Source organism: Micromonospora citrea (assembly GCF_900090315.1).
GTDB lineage: Bacteria > Actinomycetota > Actinomycetes > Mycobacteriales > Micromonosporaceae > Micromonospora > Micromonospora citrea.
Genome location: NZ_FMHZ01000002.1, coordinates 1,576,876 through 1,596,758, shown reverse-complemented (window position 1 = coordinate 1,596,758; position 19,883 = coordinate 1,576,876). Strand labels below are relative to the sequence as shown.

Genomic DNA, 19,883 nt, shown 5'->3' with positions numbered 1-19,883 from the left:
CCGGCGTGTCGTGGCCTCCCCGCACAACTATCGGGGGCCCGCCGTGCGGCGGACCCCCGGACAGGTGCGACTCGTTCAGCCCTTGGCGACCTCGTAGAGCCGCTCCGGCGTCACCGCTCCGGCGATCACCCGGCCGTCGTCGGTGAGCAGCACGCTGAACAGCTTTCCGGTGAGCAGCCGCCCCTTGCCCCAGTCGCCGCTGACCGCGGGCAGCGCGCCGAGCAGCGCCGCGGCGTCGCCGGTCGACCCGGCCCCCGCCGCCGGCGCCCGCTCCCGGCCGCCGCGCGCCCCCGCCCCGTCGAGGCGCGCCACCACCACGGTGGCCCAGCTCTCGCCGACGGTACGCACGTCCGGCCGCTCGCCGTCGCCCGCCTTGCGCGCGCCGCCCGGGCGGTCCCCGACGGTCTCCTCGGTGACCTTCACCCCGGGCGGCGGGTTGAAGGTGAACCGGTCGGCGTCCGGCCGGGCGTACGACACCTGGGTGAAGGCCATCTCGAAGGCCGGCTTGTCGCTGCCGTCGGCGAGCACCTCGAAGCGCAGCGGCACGTGCTCGCGCGCGTCGATGGCGATGCGCACCTGGTGCACCAGCGAGGCGGCGTCGCGGGGCGCGAGCACCAGTTCGTACGCGTCTCGCCCGGCGACCGTGGCGGACCGGCCGACGCTCACCTCGGTGCTGGGGTCGATCGCGGCGAGGGCCCGGTCGGCCGCGTCCTGCGGCGTGGCCGGCAACTCGGGGGCCGCGGTCTCGTCGTCGCCCGTCGGCAGGGTGCGGTGCGTGGCGGAGTTGGTCCGGCTGTCCCAGGTCCAGACGTCCCGGCCGTTGCGGATGATGTCCCGCTCGCCGAGCGTGTCCAGCAGGGCGACCCGCTGCCGGTCGGGGCCGGAGTGCCAGACCCGCAGCGTGTGCGTGCCGGTCAGCAGGCTGGTCAGGTTGTCGCCGCCGGCCAGCCCGGCCAGCCCGGCCAGCGGCGGCAGGCCCAGGTCGGCGCGCTGCACGACCGTGCCGGAGAGCCCTTCCAGCCGGGAGGTCTGCAGGTCGACCAGGAGTTGGGCGGCGGTACGCGGCGGCAGGCTCGGCTCGGCCTGGGCGGCGAACGTGCCGAGCGCGGCGCCGCCGCCGATGACGGTCGCGACGGCGGTCACCGGGACCAGCCACCGCAGGACGGGACGGCTCTTCAGGACGGACATGTGGCACCTCCTGGTGGACATCCTGCCCGGTCGACCCTGTGAGGGTGCTGAGGACGACGGTACGGCCACCGGCGCGCGGGTGGCACCCTTGAGCCGTGCGGTTGCTGGTGGTGGAGGACGAGTCGCGGCTGGCGTCCGCCCTGCAACGCGGGCTGCAGGCCGAGGGCTTCGCGGTGGACGTGGCGGAGACCGGCCCGGCGGGGCTCGACGCGGCCCGGCACGGCGGGTACGACGCGATGATCCTCGACGTGATGCTGCCCGGCCTCTCCGGCTACGAGCTGGTCCGCCTGCTGCGCGCCGAGGAGCACTGGCTGCCGGTGCTGATGCTCTCGGCCAAGGACGGCGAGTACGACCAGGCCGACGGGCTGGACTGCGGGGCCGACGACTACCTCACCAAGCCCTTCTCGTACGTGGTGCTGCTGGCCCGGCTGCGGGCCCTGCTGCGTCGCGGCGCGCCCGAGCGGCCGACGGTGCTCGCGGTCGGCGACCTGCGGCTCGACCCGGCCCGGCGGCGGGTGACCCGGGCCGACGCCGAGATCGCGCTGACCGCCCGCGAGTTCGCGCTGCTGGACTACTTGATGCGTCGGCCCGGCGAGGTCGTCTCCAAGATCGAGCTGCTGGACCACGTCTGGGACGCCAGCGACGAGACCGCGCCCAACGCGGTCGAGGTCTACGTCGGATACCTGCGTCGCAAGATCGGCCGCGAACGCCTGGAGACGGTCCGGGGCGCCGGCTACCGGCTCGCCACATGACGGCCGGCGGCAGGGCCCCCTCGGATCGCCTCCGGTCCCTCCGCGCGCGGCGGCTGCGGGCCGCGCTCGGGCTGCGCGGGCGGCTGATGGTGGTCGGGGTGCTCGGCGTCTCGGTGGGGCTGGCCGTGGGCGGGCTGGTCCTGCTCGGGGTGCTCGGCTGGGCGCTGCAACGCGCCGTCGACACCGAGGCGTTCCGGACGGCCGACGCGGTCGCGCTGCTGGCCGCCGAGGACGCCCTGCCCGACCCGTTGCCGGTGGCCGGAGGACAGGTCCGGGTGCAGGTGGTCGACGCGCGGGGGCGGGTGCGGGCGGCCTCGATCGACGCCGACCGGCTCGTGCCGATGATCCCGGCCGACCGGATCGACGTCGGCGCGCGGCAGCGGCTGACGGTCTCCGGCGAGCGGATCGACCTGGCCGGGCCGGTCCGGGTGGTGGCCGTACCGGCCGGCACCGCCGCCGACCCGCTCACCGTCCTGGTGGCCCGCTCGCTGGCGGACGCGCGGCACAGCACGCACGTCGTCCGGACCATCCTGCTGGTGAGCTTCCCGCCGCTGGTGGCCGTGCTCGCCGCCGTGGCCTGGCGGGTGGTCGGGGCGACCCTGCGCCCGGTGGAGACGCTGCGCCGGGGCGCGGAGGAGATCACCGGGCGCGACGGCGCCGGCCGGTTGCCCGTACCGGCGTCGCAGGACGAGATCCACCGGCTGGCGGTCACCCTCAACGGGATGCTGGGCCGGCTGGAGTCGGCCCGGGACCGGCAGCGCGCGTTCGTCGCCGACGCCGCCCACGAGCTGCGCAGCCCGCTGACCAACATGCGTACGGAGCTGGAGGTGGCCCGGCGGCTGGCCGACCGCACCGACTGGACGGCGGTGACGGCGAACCTGCTCGCCGACACCGAGCGGCTCAGCCGGCTCGTCGACGACCTGCTGCTGCTGGCCCGCCTCGACGAGCGCCCGCCGGCGCGGGCCACCGGCCCGGTCGAGCTGGGCGCGCTGCTGGCGTCGGTGGCCGCCCGGTACCCGTCGCCGCCGGTGCGCCTCGACGCGCCGGCCGGCCCGCTGTGGACCGAGGGCGACCCCGACGAGCTGCGCCGGATCCTGGCCAACCTGGTCGACAACGCGGTCCGGCACGCCCGCGCCGAGGTGGTGCTGGCCGCCGGCCGGGAGGACGGCGCGGCGGCGTACCACCTGGTGACCGTGACCGACGACGGGCCGGGGATCCCGGCCGCGGACCGGGAGCGGGTGTTCGGCCGGTTCACCCGGCTGGACGACGCGCGGGCGCGCGACGACGGCGGCGCGGGCCTGGGCCTGGCCATCGTGCGCGAGCTGGTCCGGCGGGCCGGCGGGCGTGTCGAGCTGACCGACGCCCACCCGGGCCGGGACGGCGGGCCGGGGCTGCGCGTGCGCCTCGCGCTGCCGGCCCTGGCGGAGCCGGAACAGCCCTGACCGGCGCCCGGGCCGACGCGTCCCGCGACCGGCCGGGGGAGCGCGGGGAGACCGCCGAGAGTCCCCCCGCACCTCCCACTCGCGGCGGGGTCAGCCGCCGACCTCGGCCGCGACCCGGGCCGGCGCGGCCGAGGGCGACCTCCGCCGGCCCGGCATCCACCAGTTGGCCTTGCCGCACAGCTCCATCACGGCGGGAACGAGGACCATCCGGATGATGGTGGCGTCGATGAGCACGGCGACGGCCATCCCCAGCCCGCCCTGCTTGACCGCGACGTCGGGGCCGAGCAGGGAGGTCGTGAAGACGGCGATCATGATGGCGGCGGCGGCCGTGATGACCTTGGCGGTCCCCGCCAGGCCGGCGGTGACGGCGGCGCGGGTGTCGCCGGTGCGCTCGTACTCCTCGCGGACCCGCGAGATCAGGAAGACCTCGTAGTCCATCGACAGCCCGAACAGGACCGGGAAGATCATCATCGGTACCCAGGTCGTGATCGGCATCTCGGTGGGGAAGCCGAGAGCAGTGCCGAACCATCCCCACTGGACGATCGCGACCAGGACGCCGTAGGCGGCGCCGATCGACAGCAGGTTCATCACGGCGGCCTGCAGCGCGATCGTGACCGACCGGACCAGCGCGACCAGCAGCAGCAGGGACAGCACGACGACGACCGTGATCATCAGGGGCAGGCGCGAGCTGGTGTCCTCGGCGAGGTCGATCGCGGCGGCGTTCGGGCCGCCGAGATGGACCTCTTCGTCGCCGGCCCCGGGCAGCACGTCGTCGCGGAGCCGGTGCACCAGGTCGGCGGTCGCCTCGTCCTGGTACCCGGTCTCGGGGAAGGCCATGAAGACGGCGGCCCGCCCGTCCTTGCTGACCCGGGGTTCCGTGGCATAGGCGACGCCCTCGGTCCTCCTGACCGCCTCGACGACGGGCCGCAGGTCGGCGTCGGTGGAGTCGACCTGGGTGGCGAAGATCATGGGTGCGCCGTAGCCGGGACCGAAGCCCTCGGAAATGATCTCGTGCGAGGTGTAGCTGCTCCTGTCGCGGGGCTGGACACTGGCGTCGGGCAGGCTCAGTCGCATCGACAGCGCGGGGGCGGCCAGCACCAGCAGCACCGCGGTGGCCAGGACCGCGGCGACCAGCGGCTTGCGTTGCACCATTCGGGCCCAGCGCTCGGCCGGGGTGCGGCGCGGCCGGGACGGGACGCCGTCCGCCCGGCGGGACGTGCGGCGGGGCAGGCGCAGTGAATTGATCCGGTGGCCGGTGAAGCCCAGGAACGCCGGCAGCAGGGTCACCGCGGCGAACATCGTCACCAGCACGATCACCGACGTGGCGACCGCCACGCCGGTCATCAGCCGCTGTCCCATGGTGATCAGGCCCAACAGCGCGATCACGACCGTCGTGCCGGCGAACAGCACCGCGTGGCCCGCGGTGGTGATCGCCTTGACGGTGGCGCTCTCGGGATCGCCGCCGTCCCGCAGGACGTCCTTGTAGCGGGTGACGATGAACAGCGCGTAGTCGATGCCGACACCGAGCCCGACCATCGCGGCGAGGATCACGGTGAAGTCCGGCGCGGGGACCAGGTACCCCACCAGCTTCATCAGGGCGATGCCGCCGAGGATCCCCAGCAGCGCGGTCACGATCGGCAGGCCCATCGCCACCAGCGACCCGAAGGCGATGAACAGGATGATCGCGGCCGCCAGGAGGCCCACGCCCTCGGCCGAGCCCTGCGGGGGCGTCTCGGCCTTCTCCGCCTTGTCGCCGCCCAGCCCCAGCGTCACGCCGTCGCCGGAGGCGTCCCTGACCGCGTCCACCAGCGGCTTGACGTCGGTCTTCGCCACGTCCACGTCGGTCAGCGGGATGGTCGTGCGGGCGATGCGACGGTCCGCCGTCACCAGGCTCGCGTCCTGGTACGGCGAGGTGACCGGGCCGGTGACGGGTGAGGCGTCCAGGTCGGCGATGACCTTCTCGATCTTCCGCCGGGCGGCGGGATCGTCGATCCCCTTCTCCGCCTTCACGGCGAGCGTCAGCGTGTCCCCCCGCTGCTCGGGGAAGTGCTTCTCGATCAGCACCTGCGCCCTGGCGGAGTCGGAGTCTCCACCAGAGTAGTCGTTGTCGGCGGCGGCGCCGTAGCCGAAGCCGACGAACGCCACGGCGACGACGCCGGCGATCCAGGTCAGGAGGACCAGGCGACGACGCCGGTAGCAGAACCGGGCCAGTCTCGCCAGGATCCCGTCCGTGGGGGCAGTGTCAGTTCTCATCGGTCTCTTCCTGAAGTGGTGGGCGTGGGACTCGACCGGCGTGCGCACCGGCGCCGGAGACGCGTGTCGGCAGGGGCGCTGCCCGCCGCAGGTGGCTGGCGCGCGGGACTGTCCGCCGTGATCTGGCTCGCGACGGGGCTGTCCGCGGCGGTGCGACTCGCGGCGGGGCGGAGGTCGCCGGTCCGGCGCGCTCCGCCAGCCGGCGGGTGGCGCGGCCGGGATCAGTGGCCATGGCCGGGGCTTGCGCCGTGCGCGTCGCCGAACGGCGTCGTGACGCCGTCGTAGCGAAGCCGCAGCATCATGCCCTGGTGGGCGTGGGGCAGGTTGTGGCAGTGGTTCATCCAGATCCCGGGATTGGTGGCGCGGAACGCGACCTCCCACGTCTCGCCCGGCCGGACGTCGAACGTGTCCATCCACAACGGGCTGCCCGTCGACGGCGTCCCGTCCCGGGACAGGATCAGCACGGGATGCCCGTGCAGGTGCCAGGGGTGGGTTTCCAGGCTCCGGTTGACGACGGTGAACCGCACGACGTCACCCCGGGCGACGAGCTGGTCGGGGATGGCGGGGTGGCCCCGGCCGTTGACGGTCTGCGCGTACGCCGGGCGACCGTCGACCATGGCCACCGCGCGGTCGAGGACCATGGTGAAGTGCCGGTCGACGGCGCTGCGGAGCCCGAAGGGCACGGCGGCCGGGGTGCCGTAGCCCAGCAGGTCGAGCTCGGGCAGACCGGACGTGTCCCCGACGCGCGCCCCGGCGCGGGCGTCCCCGGGCGGGTGCAGGCGCAGTCCGCCGTCGCGATCGTCGTCGACGACGAGCGTCACGGGCGTGTCCGGCATGGGGAACACCAGGTCGTGGCGCCCGCCCGCGGGCAGGTGCAGGGCGACGCCGCTGACCTCGCCAGGCTGGTTGAGGTCGCGGCCGTCGACCGCCGCCACCCGGAAGGGGGTGCCGGCGAGGACTATCCGGTGCGGATCCGAGTCGGTGTTGACCAGTCGCAGCCGTACGGGTACGCCGGGCGGGGCGGGGTGTGCGGTCCGGCCGTCCCTGCCCGCGATCACGACGGCGCCGTCGAAGGTGTGCACGGGCAGGGTCAGGTCCACCTGCTCCGCCGCGACGCTCCCGTCGGCCCGCCGCCCGTCGCGCGGTCTCACGACGAGGGTGCCGTACAGGCCCTTGCGTACGCCGACGTGCGACGCGTGGTGGGTGTGGTACCAGTAGGTGCCGACCTGGCCGGCGCGGAAGCGGTAGACGAACTCCTCGCCGGGCCGTACGGCCGGCTGGGTCACCCCCGGCACCCCGTCCTCGCCGCACGGCACGTCGTAGCCGTGCCAGTGCAGGGTCACGCCGTCGTCGACGTCGGCGTTGCGCAGCCGCACCTCGACCAGGTCACCTGCGGTCGCGGTGATCGCCGGCCCCGGGACCTCCCCGTCGAAGGTCCACGCCTCGATCACCCGCCCGGACGCCAGCCGTACGGTCGCCTTCCTGGCGGTGAGCACCTGCCGCCGAACGGTGCCGCCCGGCGCCGGTGGGCCGGAGCCACGCAGGTCGGCCACCGAAACCGGCACCCCCGACGCGCGTCCGGGACCGCCCCCCAGGGCCACCGACCCGGCGGGGAGGAACGACAGCCCGGTGCCGGCGCCGGCCGCCGTCACCACGGCCGCGCCGCCGGTCCAGCCGATGAACCGTCGGCGCGAGACCGAGCGTCGCGGCGCGTGCGCGACGCCGGCGTCGGCGGCCGTCTCGTCGGCGGGCGTCTCGGTGGCAGTCGTCTCGGTGGTAGGCGTCTCCTCGGCGGCCGTCTCGGTGGTAGGCGTCTCGGTGGCGGCCGTCTCGGCGGGTGCGACCGCCCGCGCGGTCAGCAACGCGCCGGCACCCACGAGCGAGACCGCGATCAGTGCCGCGCCCGGGGTGAGCGGGTATCCGGCCACCAGGGTCACCACGAGACCGGCCAGCGCCGCGTAGGCCGCGGTGAACACCGAGACCACGCCGCCCGCCGACGCGCCGTCGCCCCGCCCCGGCCTCGCCGCGAGCAGCCGCGGGCCGACGAACAGCACGGCGCAGGTCGCGACGACCAGCAGCATCGGCAACCCCAGGAGCACCTTCTCCTGTACGAACCACCAGCCCCGGCCCGCCAGGACCGCCACGCTGACCACCCGGGCCAGCGTCACGAGCACCGCCGCGACGACGACGGCGAGCGCCAGCCGGGTGCGCCGGAGCGTCAGCGTGACGCCGGCCGCGAGCCACGCCGCGACGCCCAGCAGCGCCACGACGTGGTCCAGGACGATCAACAGGCTCGTGCTCACGGCGCCTGTTCCGTGGGCGCGGCCGGCCGGGACAGTTGCCGGGCCTGACGGAGGATCCTGCCGGTCACCGCCACGATGGCGAGACCGTTGACGGCGTGCAGGCCGAAGACGAGGTCGCCGGCGGTCGTGCCGCCGCCGGCGCCGTCGAGCGCGGTGGCGATCGCCTTGATCACGAACTGGACGACCGCGAGCCCGGCGACCAGGCCGCTCATCCCGATGAGCCGCCCGGGCATCCGGGCCGTCGCGGCGACGACGACGGCCAGCACCGCGATCAGGACGACCGCCGGGCCCAGCACGCGGTGCGCCCGGAACGCCTCGTCCCTGGGCGCCGTGTCGAACGCGCCGCTGGCGGCCAGGAAGAACTGTGCTACGACGGCCAGCATCTGCAGGGCCGCCAGGCCGAGGAAGAATCTACGCATGGCGCGCTCCCCGGCGACGTGGGTGAGGATGATCGCTCATGACGGCGATCCTCACGCCGGGGCGACCGCCGGGGCCTCGGACAGCGGACGGCAGCGTCTACGCAATCGGGCGTAGCCCGCCCCCTGCCCGGCCGCAACCGTCGCAGTAGCGGGTCACGCGTCCGGGCGTAGCGGTGACCCGGGCGAGGAACCCTAGGATCACGGCATGGAACAGCGTGCCGTGTCGTTTCCCCTGCGGGGGGTGGCGCAGGACGTGGCGCTCGCGCTCTTCATCACCGTGATGCAGGTGCAGGGCACCATCGCCCGCGTCGCCGTCGACGGGGCACCGCGTCCGCTCGCCGACCTCGGAAACCTGGGCTACGCGCTGCTGGCGTTGACCGGCCTGGTCGTGGCCGTCCGCCGCCGGTGGCCGGTTCCGGTGTTCGTCACCACCGCACTCGCCAGCCTGGTCTACTTCAGCCTCGACTTTCCGGACGGGCCCGGCTGGCTCGGGCTGTTCGTCGCCCTCTACACGCTGACCGCGTACGGCGACGGGCGCCGGTCACTGGTGATCGCCGGCGTGGGGACCACGGTGCTCGCCGTCGTGTGGCTGGTCGCCGCGGCCGACGTCGAGCCGCGCGCCGCCATCGGCTGGGTGTTCTTCCGGATCGGCGCGTCGGTCATGAGCGCGGCCCTCGGCGAGTCCGTCCGGTCCCGGCGGGTCATCGCGGCCGAGGCCCAGGCGCGCGCCGAGCTGGCCGAACGCACTCGCGAGGAGGAGGCGCGGGCGCGGGTCGACGCCGAACGGCTCCGGATCGCGCGCGAGGTGCACGACACCGTCGCCCACGCCATAGCCATCATCAACATCCAGTCCGGCGTCACCGCACACGTGCTCGACAAGAGGCCGGAGGTGGCGCGCGAGGCGCTGCGGACCATCGAGCAGACCAGCTCGCGGGCGCTGCGGGAGATGCGGGCCATCCTCGGGGTGCTCCGCGACGACGACGGGCGCGTGCCGTACCCCGGGCTCGGGCAGGTCGACGAACTCGCCGCCAAGGCACGCGACGCCGGGCTCGACATCAGCCTCGAACAGGCCTCGTCCCCGGCGCCGGTGCCGAGCGCGGTGGGGAGCGCCGCCTACCGGATCCTCCAGGAGTCGATCACCAACGTGATCCGCCACGTGGGCCCGACCCGGGTGACGGTGGCGTTGAACCCGGGGACCGACGCCCTGGAGATCCGCGTGACCGACGAGGGCCGGCGTACCGTCCCGGGCGGCGACCTCGGTGGGCCGCGGCAACCGGACCGGTATCCGAACGGCGGTGGGCAGCCGACCGGCAACCCGGCCGGGCCGGGTCGGGGGATCCTCGGCATGCGCGAGCGTTGCCAGCTGCTGGGGGGAGAACTGGACGCCGCGCCGACCCCGGGCGGCGGGTTCGAAGTCAGGGCCCGGCTGCCCCTCGCCCCGACCGGGTCGGGCCTGTGACCGCGCCAGCGGGGGCGGGCCTGTGACCGCGCCGGCCGGGTCGTCGCCGACCGACGCTCCGATCAAGGTGCTGCTCGTCGACGACGAGGGCCTCGTCCGGTCCGGTTTCAGGGTCCTGCTCGACGTCGAGGACGACGTCATGGTCGTGGGAGAGGCCGCCAACGGCGCCGAGGCCGTCGAGCGGGCCTGCGCAACCCGGCCCGACGTCGTCCTCATGGACATCCGCATGCCGAAGCTCGACGGGATCCAGGCCACGAGCCGGATCACCCGGACGCGCGGGCTGGAGCGCGTCCGGATCCTCATCCTCACCACCTACGACACCGACTCCTACGTCTTCGAGGCCCTGCAGGCCGGCGCCAGCGGCTTCCTGCTCAAGGACGCCGGCCCGGCCGAACTCCTGCACGCCATCCGGGTGGTCGCCGCCGGAGACGCGCTGCTCGCACCGCGGATCACCCGGCGCCTCATCGGCCAGTTCACCGCGCAACGCACGGCCACCCGGGCCGCCGAGGACCGGCTGGCGGTGCTGACCCAGCGCGAGCGGGAAGTGCTGGCCCTGGTGGGGCTGGGCATGAGCAACAACGAGATCGGCGCCGAGCTGTTCCTCAGCCCGGCCACCGCGCGTACCCACGTCAGCCACGCGATGGCGAAACTGGGGGCGCGCGACCGCGCCCAACTGGTCGTCATCGCCTACCAGACGGGGCTGGTCAGCCCGAACACGGCGTGAGGCGCGGCGCACCGTGACGTGACCGTGGCGGGCGGCCCACGGCACGCCCCGGGCGACCGGCGTCGGGAACCGTCCGTCCCACCAGGCCCTCCGGGCCACCACCCCGCGGACCATCGGCCTCCACGGTGCGCGCCCGCCACAGCGAACCCGCCACCTCCCGACCCGGCCCGCCGGCCCGCCACCCGTCGGTCGCGTGCGGGGGGCCGGGTCAGCGGCGGTCGGTGCAGACCTGCTCCGCCCGGGCGATCGAGTCGGTGGACCACACGACGGCGACGGTGAAGCAGTAGTCGGTGCTGCGGTTCAGGCCGTAGACGACGAAGTCGGTGGTGCCGGCGGGCAGGTTGGCGAACGCGGTCTGCGCCTGGCCGACCCGGCCGCCGGAGATGACGACGGGGCCCTCGCCCCCGGCGGGGTAGGTCCAGCGCAGCGCCACGTTGTCCCGGTTGTCGCGCAGCGTCACGCCGCCCGGCGGGGTGCCGGGGGAGGCGACGCCGGCCGTCGGGGCGGCCGTGGTGGCCGGCGGAGCGGTGCCGGCCCCGGTCGCAGGCGCCCCGGTCGCGGTCGGCGGCGGCTCGTCGTCTCCGTCCATCCCGGCCACCCCGGCGATCACCGCCGCCGTGCCGAGCAGCACCACCGCGACGCCGCCGACGACCAGGGGCAGCAGCCGGTTGTCGCGCCGGGTCGGCGCGCGGTGCACCGGCACCGGCAGCAGTCGCGAGGGCCGGTACGACTCCTCGGGCGCCCCGTGCCGGTGATCCGGCCCGTGGGGTTCCTCCGGCGGGCCGTAGGGTTCCTCCGGCGGCCTGTGGGGCTCCTCGGCCGGGCCGTGGGGCTCCTCCGGCGGCCCGTGCCGGTGGACCCGGTACACCCCGTCGGCCTCGTCGGCGCCGGCCAGGGGCACGACCGACGGCGGCACGGCGCTGTCGGCGGGCCGTTCCCCGGCGGCCGGCTCGGGGGGCCACCAGCCCCGCGCCGGGTCCTCCGCCGGCTGGCGGGGCGTCGGCACCGGGTGCGGCTGGTCGGCGGCGGCCTCGTACGGGTCCGGCTCGTACGGATCCGCTCCGGCCGGACGGTAGCCCGGCTGCGAGGGGTGGAAGGCCGTCGGCGCGTCACCGGGGGGCGGCGTGCGCGCGGACGGCACGATCGGCCCGTCCCGCCCGACGGGGGCGGTGTCGGCGCAGACGTGGTCCGGGTTGGCCGCCGCCCGCGCCAGCGTCGCCACCTGCGCCGCCAGCGGGTCGTCCGCCGGGAGGTGCTGGCGGCAGAGCTCCCTGGCCAGCGCCAGGTTGTCGTGCGCCTCGGCGAACTGCCCGCAGTCGCGCTGCATCCCCCCGAGCCGCGCCAGCATCTTGATGCCGCTGGGGTGCCCGTCACCGTAGACCTCGCGGTGCAGCTCCCAGGCGTCCTGGAGCCGGTCGCGGGCCACCTGGCACTGGCCGCGCGCGTATTCCACCGTGGCCAGGTCGGCGTGGGCGGCGAGCACCCGCAGCGACTCCGGGCCGTCCAGGGCGGTCAGCTCGATGATGACCTCCTGGTAGAGCCGCGCGGCGCGGGACCAGCTCCCGACCCGGTGCAGCACCGCAGCCAGGGTGGCCGCGGCGGCCACGGTGCGCTGGTCGGAGCGGCCGTGCAGCCGGTTCGCGGCCGCGTACGCGAAGGCGGCCCAGCCCCGGGCGGAGTGCGGCTCGCCGAGGGCGACCAGCACGCGGGCCTGGAGGCCGGCGGCCTCGGCCAGCTCGGGTGTCGCGTTGGCCGGTCGCGGGTCGGCGTCGGTCAGCGCGTCGGCGAGCAGCCGCTGGGCGCCGGCGAGGTCGCCGGTGGACACCAGGTGGTGGGCCTGGTCAGTCAGTTCCCCGAAGCCGGAAGGCACGCCCCATCGTGCTCATCCGACGACGGTAAGTACAAGACCCGGGCCGGGGTGGATTGGTCAGGATCCGGTCAGGTGGTCGACGAGCGCCTCGCTGATCCGGCGCAACTGGTCGACCTGGGCCGGGCTCAGCGCGTCGAACAGGTGCCGGCGCACCCCTTCGACGTGGCCGGGCGCGGCGGCGGCGAGGGTGGCGAAGCCCTCGTCGGTGAGGACGGCGATCTGGCCGCGCCGGTCGGTCGGGCAGTCCTCGCGGCGGACCCAGCCGGCCGCCTCCAGTCGGGCCACGGCGTGCGAGAGCCGGCTGCGCGAGGAGCCGCTCGCCTCGGCCAGGTCGCTCATCCGCAGCCGCCGCTGCGGCGCCTCGGAGAGCCGGACCAGGATCTCGTAGTAGGCGTGCGGCATTCCGGCGTCGCGTTGCAGCTCGCGGTCGAGCGTCTCCATCAGCGCCCGGGAGGCGGTCAGGAACGCACGCCAGGTGCGCTGCTCGTCCGGGTCCAGCCAGCGGGTCATGACCACCATCATACGTCGTTTGGTTGAAGGCTCAACCAAATCGCGCTAGCGTCGGCGGCATGGGAATCCACCGCCTCAACCACGCCGTGCTCTACGTCAGTGACCTCGCCCGCAGCGTCGCCTTCTACCGCGACGTGCTGGGCTTCCGCCCGGTGGCGATGACCCCGGACGGCTTCCGGGGCGCCACCTTCCTGCAGGCCCCCGGGTCCACCAACGACCACGACCTCGGCCTCTTCGAGATCGGCGCCCGGGCCGGCCGCTCCACCGCCGGCCGCTCCACCGCCGGCCGCGCCACCGTGGGCCTCTACCACCTGGCCTGGGAGGTCGACACCCTCGACGAGCTGGCCGTCACCGCCCAGCGGCTCGTCGCCGCCGGCGCCCTGGTCGGCACCTCCGACCACGGCACCACCAAGAGCCTCTACGGGCAGGACCCGGACGGCCTGGAGTTCGAGATCGTCTGGCTGGTGCCCGCCGACCGGCTCGACGACGCGGCGCTGGCCGCCCGCAAGCGGATCGGCCGGCTCGACCTGGACGCCGAGCGGCGCCGCTACGGCGGCCAGACCCGCGGCGGCGTGGGCATCTCCGTCCCGGCCTGAGCCGGTCCGCGCCCGCCTGCGGCCCGACCCGGCCCGGCCGCGGGCTTCCGTGCCGGTTCTGCGCCGACCCAGCGCAGGCCCCTGCGACGCGGCCGGTTCTGCGCCGATCGAGCGCAGGCGCCTGCGACGCGGCCGGTTCTGCGCCGATCGAGCGCAGGCGCCTGCGACGCGGCCGAGCCTGCGCCGATCGAGCGCAGGCGCCTGCGACGCTGCCGGGCCTGCGTGGATCCCGCGCAGGCGCCTGCGACGCTGCCGGGCCTGGGCGGGCGCTGCGTCCTGCGCCGGCGCGGCCGGGCCCCGGGCGGTCCGTCCGCACCCCGGGGACCGGCCGGTGCGGGGAGCGGCGTTCGCGCAGGGGCGGCGTGCGGTAGAACGGCACCATGCCGACCGACGCCGTCCTGCGCGAGCTGCTCGTCCGACACCTGGAGATCTGGCTGCCGGGGGCGCTGCACCGCGCCCGCCGGGCCACCGTCGCCCTCGCGTACGCCGACGGCGACGCCGACTCCGCCGAGGCCGCGCTGCGGGCGGTCGCCGAGTACGCCGACCGGCTGCGGGGACGCCAGCTCACCGTGCTGGTGCTCGCCGACGGCGCCGAGGACCTGCCGGCCAGGCTGGGCGCCGTGGAGGCGAACCTGCCGGCGGAGGTCACCGTGCACCTGGTGCCCGGCGGCCCGGCCCGGCTGCCGGTGGCGGTCAAGGCGGCCGGCGCGGCCGGCGCGCCCCTGCTGTCGTACGTGGACGGTGCCGCCGCCGATCCGGCGGTGCTGACCGCCACCTCGGCCGGCAGGCCCGCCGAGGCGCTGCTCGTCACCGCCGCCGGCACGTCCGCCCGGGACGCCCTCGCCGACGCCGGCTACGCGCTGTCGACCGAGGTGGAGCTGGTGCCCGCCGACGGCACGCCCGCGCGGCTGCTCGCCTACGCCACCGGGTCCGACAAGAGCCTGGAGGCGTTCAAGGAGGCGCTGTGGGCGGTCGACGAGTTCGCCGGGGTCCGTTACCGCGACCCGGCCGACCCGGCGGGCCGGCTGCTCGACATCGCGCTGGCGCCCGAGCCCGGCCCGCTGCGCCGGGAGCTGCTGGCCGAGCTGGCGCGCTCCGGCCCGCGTACGGTCACCGAGCTGCGCCGGTACGCCCTCACCGCGACGGTCCACCGGTCCGCCGACGCCGTCCGGGCCCTGACCGGGCTCCTCGCCGCTGGTGAGGTGACCCGCGACCCGGAGCACGGCCGGCTCGGCGGCGACGTCGTCATCTTTGGCCCGGCCCGCTGCCCGGCCCCCTGACCGCCGGCCCTCCGTCCGCGCGGTTCCGCACCGCCGGCGGAGCGGCCGGCGGTGGTCCCGAGACGCCGAGCGGGGTGCCGGTGGACCCACCGGCACCCCGCTCGACCTCGGGACGTCACGCCCGGGACTTGTCCTGCTTCCAGGACAGCGGTCCCGGCAGGTCGACCCGGTGCGCCTTGGCGCGCGAGTTCCAGGACCAGCGACCGATCTTGATGCTCCACGACGAGAAGCCGTTCTCGGTGAAGTTCAGGATGATCGGGCCGTACTTCTTGCGCTTGCGGAACATCAGACCCATCGCGGGGCTCCCTTCGATTCCCTTCCCTGCCCTGACGGAACCGAACATGCCCGGATCGCCGATTCGTGAAACCGGGCGCGGTCGCCGTGGAAGGACAAAGCGGCCGCCCGGCTGTTGGCCGGACAGGTGTCGCGCGGAGATCGACGCCCCCGTGTGGCCGCGCCGCCCGCCTGTGCCGGCCGGGGCTCAGCGCGCGTCCGGGATGCGTGTCGGTCCGGCGTGCCGCAGACAGTGGGTGCGATCGGTCGAACGCGGGGTGGTGCCGAGATGTGTGCCGCCGAGGAGGTTCGGTGGGCCGGTGCCGGTCGCGTCGGCGGTGCCGGGGGAGGAACCGTCCTCCTGAAGGCTGCGGAGCCGTCAGGCGTCGTACCGGAAGTGTGCCGGCGGACCGCCCTCCGGGCAGGCCCGGCGGGGCGTCTGCGCACACTCGATCCAGTGGTCGCCGCCTGGGGGTACCTGGTAGGTCCGGGGTCCGGGTGCTGCGGTCGTGACGAAGCTCCGACCCCGGTTGGTCACCTCGACCCGCTTGCGTTTCCCAGCGACCACCAGGTCGAGTTCGAGAGTCCACTCCACCGTGCCGGTGGTGAACGCGGTCAGGTCGAACACCTCGGTCTCGCCCTTGGCGAGGGTGAACCCGAACAGTGGCCTGCGCCCCTCGACCAGGGTGCGGTAGCGGGCGGCCGGCTGGGGAGCGTCCAGGTCCATTTCGATGTCCCGTGGTTCGGCGGCTCCCTGCTGGCCGCCGCAACGCAGTTGCACGCCGGCCGGTTCCGGAGTTTGGCTGCGCCGGATCACGCGGGCACGCAGGTTGTCGATCAGCACCCCCTGGTCGCCGGCGCCCTGCACGACGACGCGCACCCGGCTCACCTTGTGATCGACCGCACCGAGGGTGCGCGCCCAGTCGATCAGCGTCGCGCAGCCCACCGGCGGATCGTCGGAGGGCCGGGCGTCCTTCGGCAGCACCATGGCGAACTCAGCGGTGCCCCACGTGTCCACGGTGGCCGGATTCGCCACGACGTGTACCGCGACGACCTGCGGGTCCAGTCGGTCAATCCACCTGGGCACATAGATGCTCGTGACGGCGCCGAGGAGGGCGGCCACCGCAGTGCCCAGCACGAACCACCAGGCCCGATGCAACGATCCCAGCACTCGGCGCAGCCGCGGTGCAGGCTGATCGTCGCCCGGTTTGTCCCGCTCCGCTGCCGGGCGCCCGCCCCGGACCGCCTTCTTCCGGTCCGGACCGCCGGTGTCGCGCCGCCGTTTCGGTTTGCCGCCGCTCACGACCCGGACCCCTGCCACGAACCCGCCAGCCTGCCGTCCGGGACCGACCACACGTGGCCGTGCTCCGGGCCGGCCAGCAGCCAGCCGCCGTCTTCGGTGAACTCCAGCTCGGTGGGGTTCACGGCCGGTTTGGCTCCAGGGGCCACGGCCGGCACCTTCCAGTCTCCAACCTCCTGGGGAGGGCCCGGATCCCAGAGCACCACTTCGCCGTTCAGGGTCAGGAATGCCACGTGCCGAGCCTGCCGGTCCACGGTGCTGGTCAGGGTGCTACCGCAGGCGCAGGGCCGCCACTGGAATGTCTGCTCGTCCGGCACCCAGACCAGGAAGCCTTCCTGACCGGCGACCACCACCCGCTTCCCGCCGTCGACCACGGCCAGCCCTGACACGTACAGGATGACACCCGGATCACTCGGGACCTCGATGCCCGACGGAAGCGGCGAGACGATCTGACGGCGACTGTGCAGATCGTGGAGCCAGTAGCGACTGTTGTCCCGTTCATCGAACAGTTCGACCACCAGATGGCCGCTGTCGGCCGAGAAGCGTAACTTGCCGGTGCGCGGCAGGGGGCCGCCGTTCGGCCGCTTCACCACCTCGGGCAGGGGCAGCGCCGTGGGGTCCTTCGTGGAGAAGTCGTAGAGGACCACCGAGTCCGGTAGTCCGACCGCGAGGTATCGCCCGTCGGGAGAGAAGTCCATGCTGATCCGGGCGCCTTCGGCGCCGGTGCCGAACCGGTCGAACTCGGCACCGTCGGCGGTGGAGACGACCACCCAGTCGCCGGCCAGCCGGGCCTGATACTTACCGTCCCGGGTGAGCCGGGCGCCGGCGAGACTCCGACGGGCCAGGTCGAACTCAGGACCGGGCGGCGCCGCGCTGCTGACCGTCGGCTCGACGATCTGATCGGTGCCGTCCAGTCGGGTCGGCTCCGGTTCGGAGGTGCAACCGGCAAGCAGCAGACTCACCAGTCCGGCGATCATGGCCCGCGTTGGCCAGGCTCTCGCCGGCGCCCGGCAAGCCGACGGTGCCGCGCGCGGGGGATGACGCCGACCCGCCGGAGCGCCGGCCTGCTCGGACAGCCGGAGCGGTTGGCGCGGGTCGCACATCGCCGCCGATCGCCACAGCACCAGTGCGCCTCCAGTGATCCACTATGGCCACTCGTCGAGCTCAGGCATTCTATCCTCCGGCGGTGATTCGTCCGGATGACGGATTGCTGACAGCCCGCTGCTCGATGGTGTCGACAGTCCGAACGACCCGGGGTCTCCCGGTAAGCCGTGCACCGCTGGCTGGCCCGGTGCCAGAACGAGGGACTGGAGGGGCTGACCGACCCACGCTCTCCCACTCGACATCGGTCAGGCCGGACGGGTACCACCGCGCTCGATCCGTCCCCGCCTGTCGACCGCGGCCAACCCATCGATCGCACTCACTGTTCGGCGCACCCGGCCAGCACGCATCCCGAACGCGGGGTCAGGGGCGGTCGACGGCGAGGACGCGGGTGACGCCGCCGTCGTCCTCGGTGGTGTCCCGCTCGTGGACGAAGCCGATCCGGCCGAGCAGCGTCAGCGAGGCGTGGTTGGCGTCGGCGACCGTCGCGTAGACCCTGGGCAGTTCGAGGGTGTCGAAGCTGTACCGGACGAGGGCCCGGGCCAGTTCGGTGCCGAGGCCGGCGCCCCAGGCCGGCTTGATCAGCGCGTAGACGATCTCGTGGCCGTCGACCTGGTCGGTCCGCTTGATCTCGGCGTGCCCGACGTACCGGCCGTCGCGGCGGACCGCCCAGACGTCGAAGAGGTCGTTGGCGTACACGTTGGCGAAGAGCCGCTCGAAGAGCGCGCCGGCCTCCTCGGCGCTCAGCGGGCCGTCGCCCATGAACCGGCCCACCTCCGGGTCGGTGAGCAGGGCGATGGAGTCCTCGGCGTCGTCGGGCCGGTAAGGCTCCAGCAGCAGGCGGTCGGTGCGCAGGGTGGGGGTGGGCATCAGCGCGGCTCCCAGGCGTCGGGCAGAGCGGTCAACCTACGCACGTGGGCGGGGAGCCGACCACTGGTCATCTCCGCCAGGCTCACCTCGTCGACCACCCGTCGCACGGCCGCCCGCACCGCGACCCAGAGCCCCGGCAGGTGCTCCGCCGCGCCCTCGTAGCTGGTCTCCTCGGGGCGCAGGCCGCGTACCCCGGCCAGCGGCCCCTCCACCGCGCGCAGCACCGCGCCGACGGTGACCTCCCGGGGCGGCCGGGCGAGGGTGTAGCCGCCCTCGGCGCCGCGCTGCGCCCGGACGATGCCGGCCCGCCGCAGGTCGGCCAGCACCGCCTCCAGGAACTTGCGCGGCATGTCCTGCTCCGCCGCGATGGCCTGGGTGGAGAGCAGCCGGGGGTACGCGGTGGCGAGGCTCAGCGCCGCCCGTACCGCGTAGTCGCCGCGCGCGGAGATCTGCACCCCGCCATCATGCCCGGCGGCTGCCGCCCAGCGCCTCGGTGGGCGGCCGGGGCCGGACGACCGGGCCGGGCGCCGGGCGCTCCCGGGCGGCGCGGAACGCCCCCGGGCTCATCCCGACCTCCCGGGTGAAGAACCGGCCGAAGTTCGTCGGCTCGGAGAAGCCGAGGCGCCGCCCGATCTGGGCGATCGGCTCGTCGGTGGCGGCCAGCAGCCGGCTCGCCTGGAGGGCCACCCGCTCGTCGACGACCTGCTTGGCGCTGCGCCCGGTCACCGCCAGGCAGGCCCGGGTGAGCGTCCGCACCGAGCAGCCCAGCCGGGCCGCGTAGTCCTCGACCCGGCGGGTGTGCTGGTAGCCGCGCTCGACCTCGCGGCAGAGCCGATGGAAGGTCGCGGCCTCCGCCCGGGGCACCGGGCGGGAGTGGCCGGGCGTCAGGGACAACCTGAGCAGCAGCACGGCGAGCTGGTGGCGGAGCAGGCCCCGCGCGGCCGGGACGCAGTGGTGCCGCTGGCAGTCCACGGCCAGTTGGCTCACCTCGTTGATGACCGCGTCCTCGTCCTCGCCGGCGAGCTGGATCCAGGCGGGGGCGGCATCCGGGTCGACGTCGAGCCCGCGCAGCGCGTCGGCCTCCCAGCGCACCACCGTCGCGTCGAGGTGCGGGCCGGCGCAGCGCAGCACCTGACCGGCGCGCACCCGCAGCAGCGTGCCCGGGCGGCAGGGCAGCGAGCGGAAATCCAGCTCGGCCGTGCCGTGTCCGCCGGTGGTCAGCACGAGCAGGTCCCGATCGAGGAGCACCGGGCGCCGCCAGCCCGGGTCGGACGCGAGGTCACCGAGGGTGAGCGTGTCGATCTCGGCGGGGACGGTCGCGCGGGCGGCGGACGACGCGGGGGAGAGCTGACCGGAAGAGACCATCGCCTGCGACGGTAGCCCGGGGCCACGATCATTGCACCCCGAGCCGGGTGCGTCCGGGCTGGCCGGGGGTTGTCGAGGCGGTCCCGGGCGGGCTACGTTACCGGGCGGTAGCGCCGTCCGGTCGCGGCCCGCCCGGAGCCGGTCCGCGCCGGCGGGTCGGTCGCGTCGCCCGGCGGCC

18 protein-coding genes are annotated in these 19,883 nt (G+C 75.0%); 6 read left to right on the top strand and 12 right to left on the bottom strand.

Annotated elements, in window-relative coordinates; translation table 11 throughout:
• Positions 1–75: 75 nt before the first annotated feature.
• A complete protein-coding gene (locus GA0070606_RS07400) occupies positions 76–1,188 on the bottom strand; it encodes a LolA family protein (protein WP_091096228.1) in 1,113 nt (370 codons plus the stop codon).
• Between the two features lie 95 nt (positions 1,189–1,283).
• Here GA0070606_RS07400 and GA0070606_RS07395 point away from each other — a divergent pair, with 95 nt between their 5' ends.
• Both GA0070606_RS07395 and GA0070606_RS07390 read left to right on the top strand, forming a co-directional pair.
• On the top strand, positions 1,284–1,940 hold the full coding sequence (locus tag GA0070606_RS07395; RefSeq protein ID WP_091096226.1) for a response regulator transcription factor: 657 nt from the start codon (positions 1,284–1,286) through the stop codon (positions 1,938–1,940).
• Between the two features lie 86 nt (positions 1,941–2,026).
• On the top strand, positions 2,027–3,382 hold the full coding sequence (locus GA0070606_RS07390) for an ATP-binding protein (protein ID WP_091107419.1): 1,356 nt from the start codon (positions 2,027–2,029) through the stop codon (positions 3,380–3,382).
• A 90-nt stretch (positions 3,383–3,472) separates the two neighbouring features.
• Here GA0070606_RS07390 and GA0070606_RS07385 read toward each other — a convergent pair whose 3' ends face one another.
• The 3 genes from GA0070606_RS07385 to GA0070606_RS07375 all read right to left on the bottom strand — a co-directional run bounded on the left by GA0070606_RS07385 (position 3,473) and on the right by GA0070606_RS07375 (position 8,357).
• Positions 3,473–5,635, bottom strand: coding sequence for an MMPL family transporter (locus GA0070606_RS07385; RefSeq protein WP_091096224.1), 2,163 nt, complete (start codon positions 5,633–5,635; stop codon positions 3,473–3,475).
• Positions 5,636–5,856: 221 nt separating this feature from the next.
• Entirely contained in the window at positions 5,857–7,938 is a 2,082-nt protein-coding gene (locus GA0070606_RS07380) for a multicopper oxidase family protein (RefSeq protein ID WP_091096222.1), read from the bottom strand.
• Positions 7,935–8,357 (bottom strand): DUF6220 domain-containing protein, encoded by a 423-nt coding sequence (locus tag GA0070606_RS07375; protein ID WP_091096220.1) that lies wholly within the window; start codon positions 8,355–8,357, stop codon positions 7,935–7,937. The genes GA0070606_RS07380 and GA0070606_RS07375 overlap by 4 nt, the downstream gene beginning before the upstream one ends.
• Positions 8,358–8,562: 205 nt before the next feature.
• On the opposite strand from GA0070606_RS07375, the gene GA0070606_RS07370 reads away from it, so the two are divergent.
• Both GA0070606_RS07370 and GA0070606_RS07365 read left to right on the top strand, forming a co-directional pair.
• Positions 8,563–9,816, top strand: a complete 1,254-nt coding sequence (locus GA0070606_RS07370; protein WP_091096218.1) for a sensor histidine kinase — start codon at positions 8,563–8,565, stop codon at positions 9,814–9,816.
• Between the two features lie 22 nt (positions 9,817–9,838).
• Complete coding sequence (locus tag GA0070606_RS07365; RefSeq protein WP_091096216.1) at positions 9,839–10,540, top strand: response regulator; 702 nt, start codon at positions 9,839–9,841, stop codon at positions 10,538–10,540.
• Positions 10,541–10,748: 208 nt separating this feature from the next.
• Here the strand turns inward: GA0070606_RS07365 and GA0070606_RS07360 are convergent, their stop codons facing one another.
• Complete coding sequence (locus GA0070606_RS07360) at positions 10,749–12,410, bottom strand: tetratricopeptide repeat protein (RefSeq protein WP_091096214.1); 1,662 nt, start codon at positions 12,408–12,410, stop codon at positions 10,749–10,751.
• Between the two features lie 57 nt (positions 12,411–12,467).
• The gene (locus tag GA0070606_RS07355) at positions 12,468–12,929 is read right to left on the bottom strand and encodes a MarR family winged helix-turn-helix transcriptional regulator (RefSeq protein WP_091107417.1); all 462 of its coding nucleotides are present in this window, start codon (positions 12,927–12,929) and stop codon (positions 12,468–12,470) included.
• 50 nt (positions 12,930–12,979) lie between these two features.
• Here GA0070606_RS07355 and GA0070606_RS07350 point away from each other — a divergent pair, with 50 nt between their 5' ends.
• Entirely contained in the window at positions 12,980–13,516 is a 537-nt protein-coding gene (locus GA0070606_RS07350; RefSeq protein WP_091096212.1) for a VOC family protein, read from the top strand.
• Between the two features lie 380 nt (positions 13,517–13,896).
• A complete protein-coding gene (locus GA0070606_RS07345; protein ID WP_091096210.1) occupies positions 13,897–14,796 on the top strand; it encodes a hypothetical protein in 900 nt (299 codons plus the stop codon).
• A 115-nt stretch (positions 14,797–14,911) separates the two neighbouring features.
• Here GA0070606_RS07345 and GA0070606_RS07340 read toward each other — a convergent pair whose 3' ends face one another.
• The 6 genes from GA0070606_RS07340 to GA0070606_RS07315 all read right to left on the bottom strand — a co-directional run bounded on the left by GA0070606_RS07340 (position 14,912) and on the right by GA0070606_RS07315 (position 19,705).
• A complete protein-coding gene (locus tag GA0070606_RS07340; RefSeq protein WP_007075522.1) occupies positions 14,912–15,091 on the bottom strand; it encodes a DUF4236 domain-containing protein in 180 nt (59 codons plus the stop codon).
• 357 nt (positions 15,092–15,448) lie between these two features.
• Entirely contained in the window at positions 15,449–16,240 is a 792-nt protein-coding gene (locus GA0070606_RS07335; protein ID WP_091096208.1) for a hypothetical protein, read from the bottom strand.
• A gap of 128 nt (positions 16,241–16,368) precedes the next feature.
• Positions 16,369–17,331, bottom strand: a complete 963-nt coding sequence (locus GA0070606_RS07330) for a lactonase family protein (protein WP_141721614.1) — start codon at positions 17,329–17,331, stop codon at positions 16,369–16,371.
• Positions 17,332–17,833: 502 nt separating this feature from the next.
• Entirely contained in the window at positions 17,834–18,340 is a 507-nt protein-coding gene (locus GA0070606_RS07325; protein WP_091096204.1) for a GNAT family N-acetyltransferase, read from the bottom strand.
• Positions 18,340–18,795 (bottom strand): RrF2 family transcriptional regulator, encoded by a 456-nt coding sequence (locus GA0070606_RS07320; RefSeq protein ID WP_091096202.1) that lies wholly within the window; start codon positions 18,793–18,795, stop codon positions 18,340–18,342. The genes GA0070606_RS07325 and GA0070606_RS07320 overlap by 1 nt, the downstream gene beginning before the upstream one ends.
• Positions 18,796–18,802: 7 nt before the next feature.
• Positions 18,803–19,705, bottom strand: coding sequence for a helix-turn-helix transcriptional regulator (locus tag GA0070606_RS07315; RefSeq protein ID WP_091096200.1), 903 nt, complete (start codon positions 19,703–19,705; stop codon positions 18,803–18,805).
• Between the last annotated feature and the right edge of the window lie 178 nt (positions 19,706–19,883).

Bases quoted from the DNA above. Each gene is read 5' to 3' on its own strand.
- GA0070606_RS07400 (WP_091096228.1), bottom strand. From the start codon at position 1,188: ATGTCCGTCCTGAAGAGCCGTCCCGTCCTGCGGTGGCTGGTCCCGGTG.
- GA0070606_RS07370 (WP_091096218.1), top strand. From the start codon at position 8,563: ATGGAACAGCGTGCCGTGTCGTTTCCCCTGCGGGGGGTGGCGCAGGAC.
- GA0070606_RS07315 (WP_091096200.1), bottom strand. From the start codon at position 19,705: ATGGTCTCTTCCGGTCAGCTCTCCCCCGCGTCGTCCGCCGCCCGCGCG.
- GA0070606_RS07350 (WP_091096212.1), top strand. From the start codon at position 12,980: ATGGGAATCCACCGCCTCAACCACGCCGTGCTCTACGTCAGTGACCTC.
- GA0070606_RS07375 (WP_091096220.1), bottom strand. From the start codon at position 8,357: ATGCGTAGATTCTTCCTCGGCCTGGCGGCCCTGCAGATGCTGGCCGTC.
- GA0070606_RS07385 (WP_091096224.1), bottom strand. From the start codon at position 5,635: ATGAGAACTGACACTGCCCCCACGGACGGGATCCTGGCGAGACTGGCC.
- GA0070606_RS07345 (WP_091096210.1), top strand. From the start codon at position 13,897: ATGCCGACCGACGCCGTCCTGCGCGAGCTGCTCGTCCGACACCTGGAG.
- GA0070606_RS07325 (WP_091096204.1), bottom strand. From the start codon at position 18,340: ATGCCCACCCCCACCCTGCGCACCGACCGCCTGCTGCTGGAGCCTTAC.
- GA0070606_RS07355 (WP_091107417.1), bottom strand. From the start codon at position 12,929: ATGGTGGTCATGACCCGCTGGCTGGACCCGGACGAGCAGCGCACCTGG.
- GA0070606_RS07390 (WP_091107419.1), top strand. From the start codon at position 2,027: ATGGTGGTCGGGGTGCTCGGCGTCTCGGTGGGGCTGGCCGTGGGCGGG.
- GA0070606_RS07340 (WP_007075522.1), bottom strand. From the start codon at position 15,091: ATGGGTCTGATGTTCCGCAAGCGCAAGAAGTACGGCCCGATCATCCTG.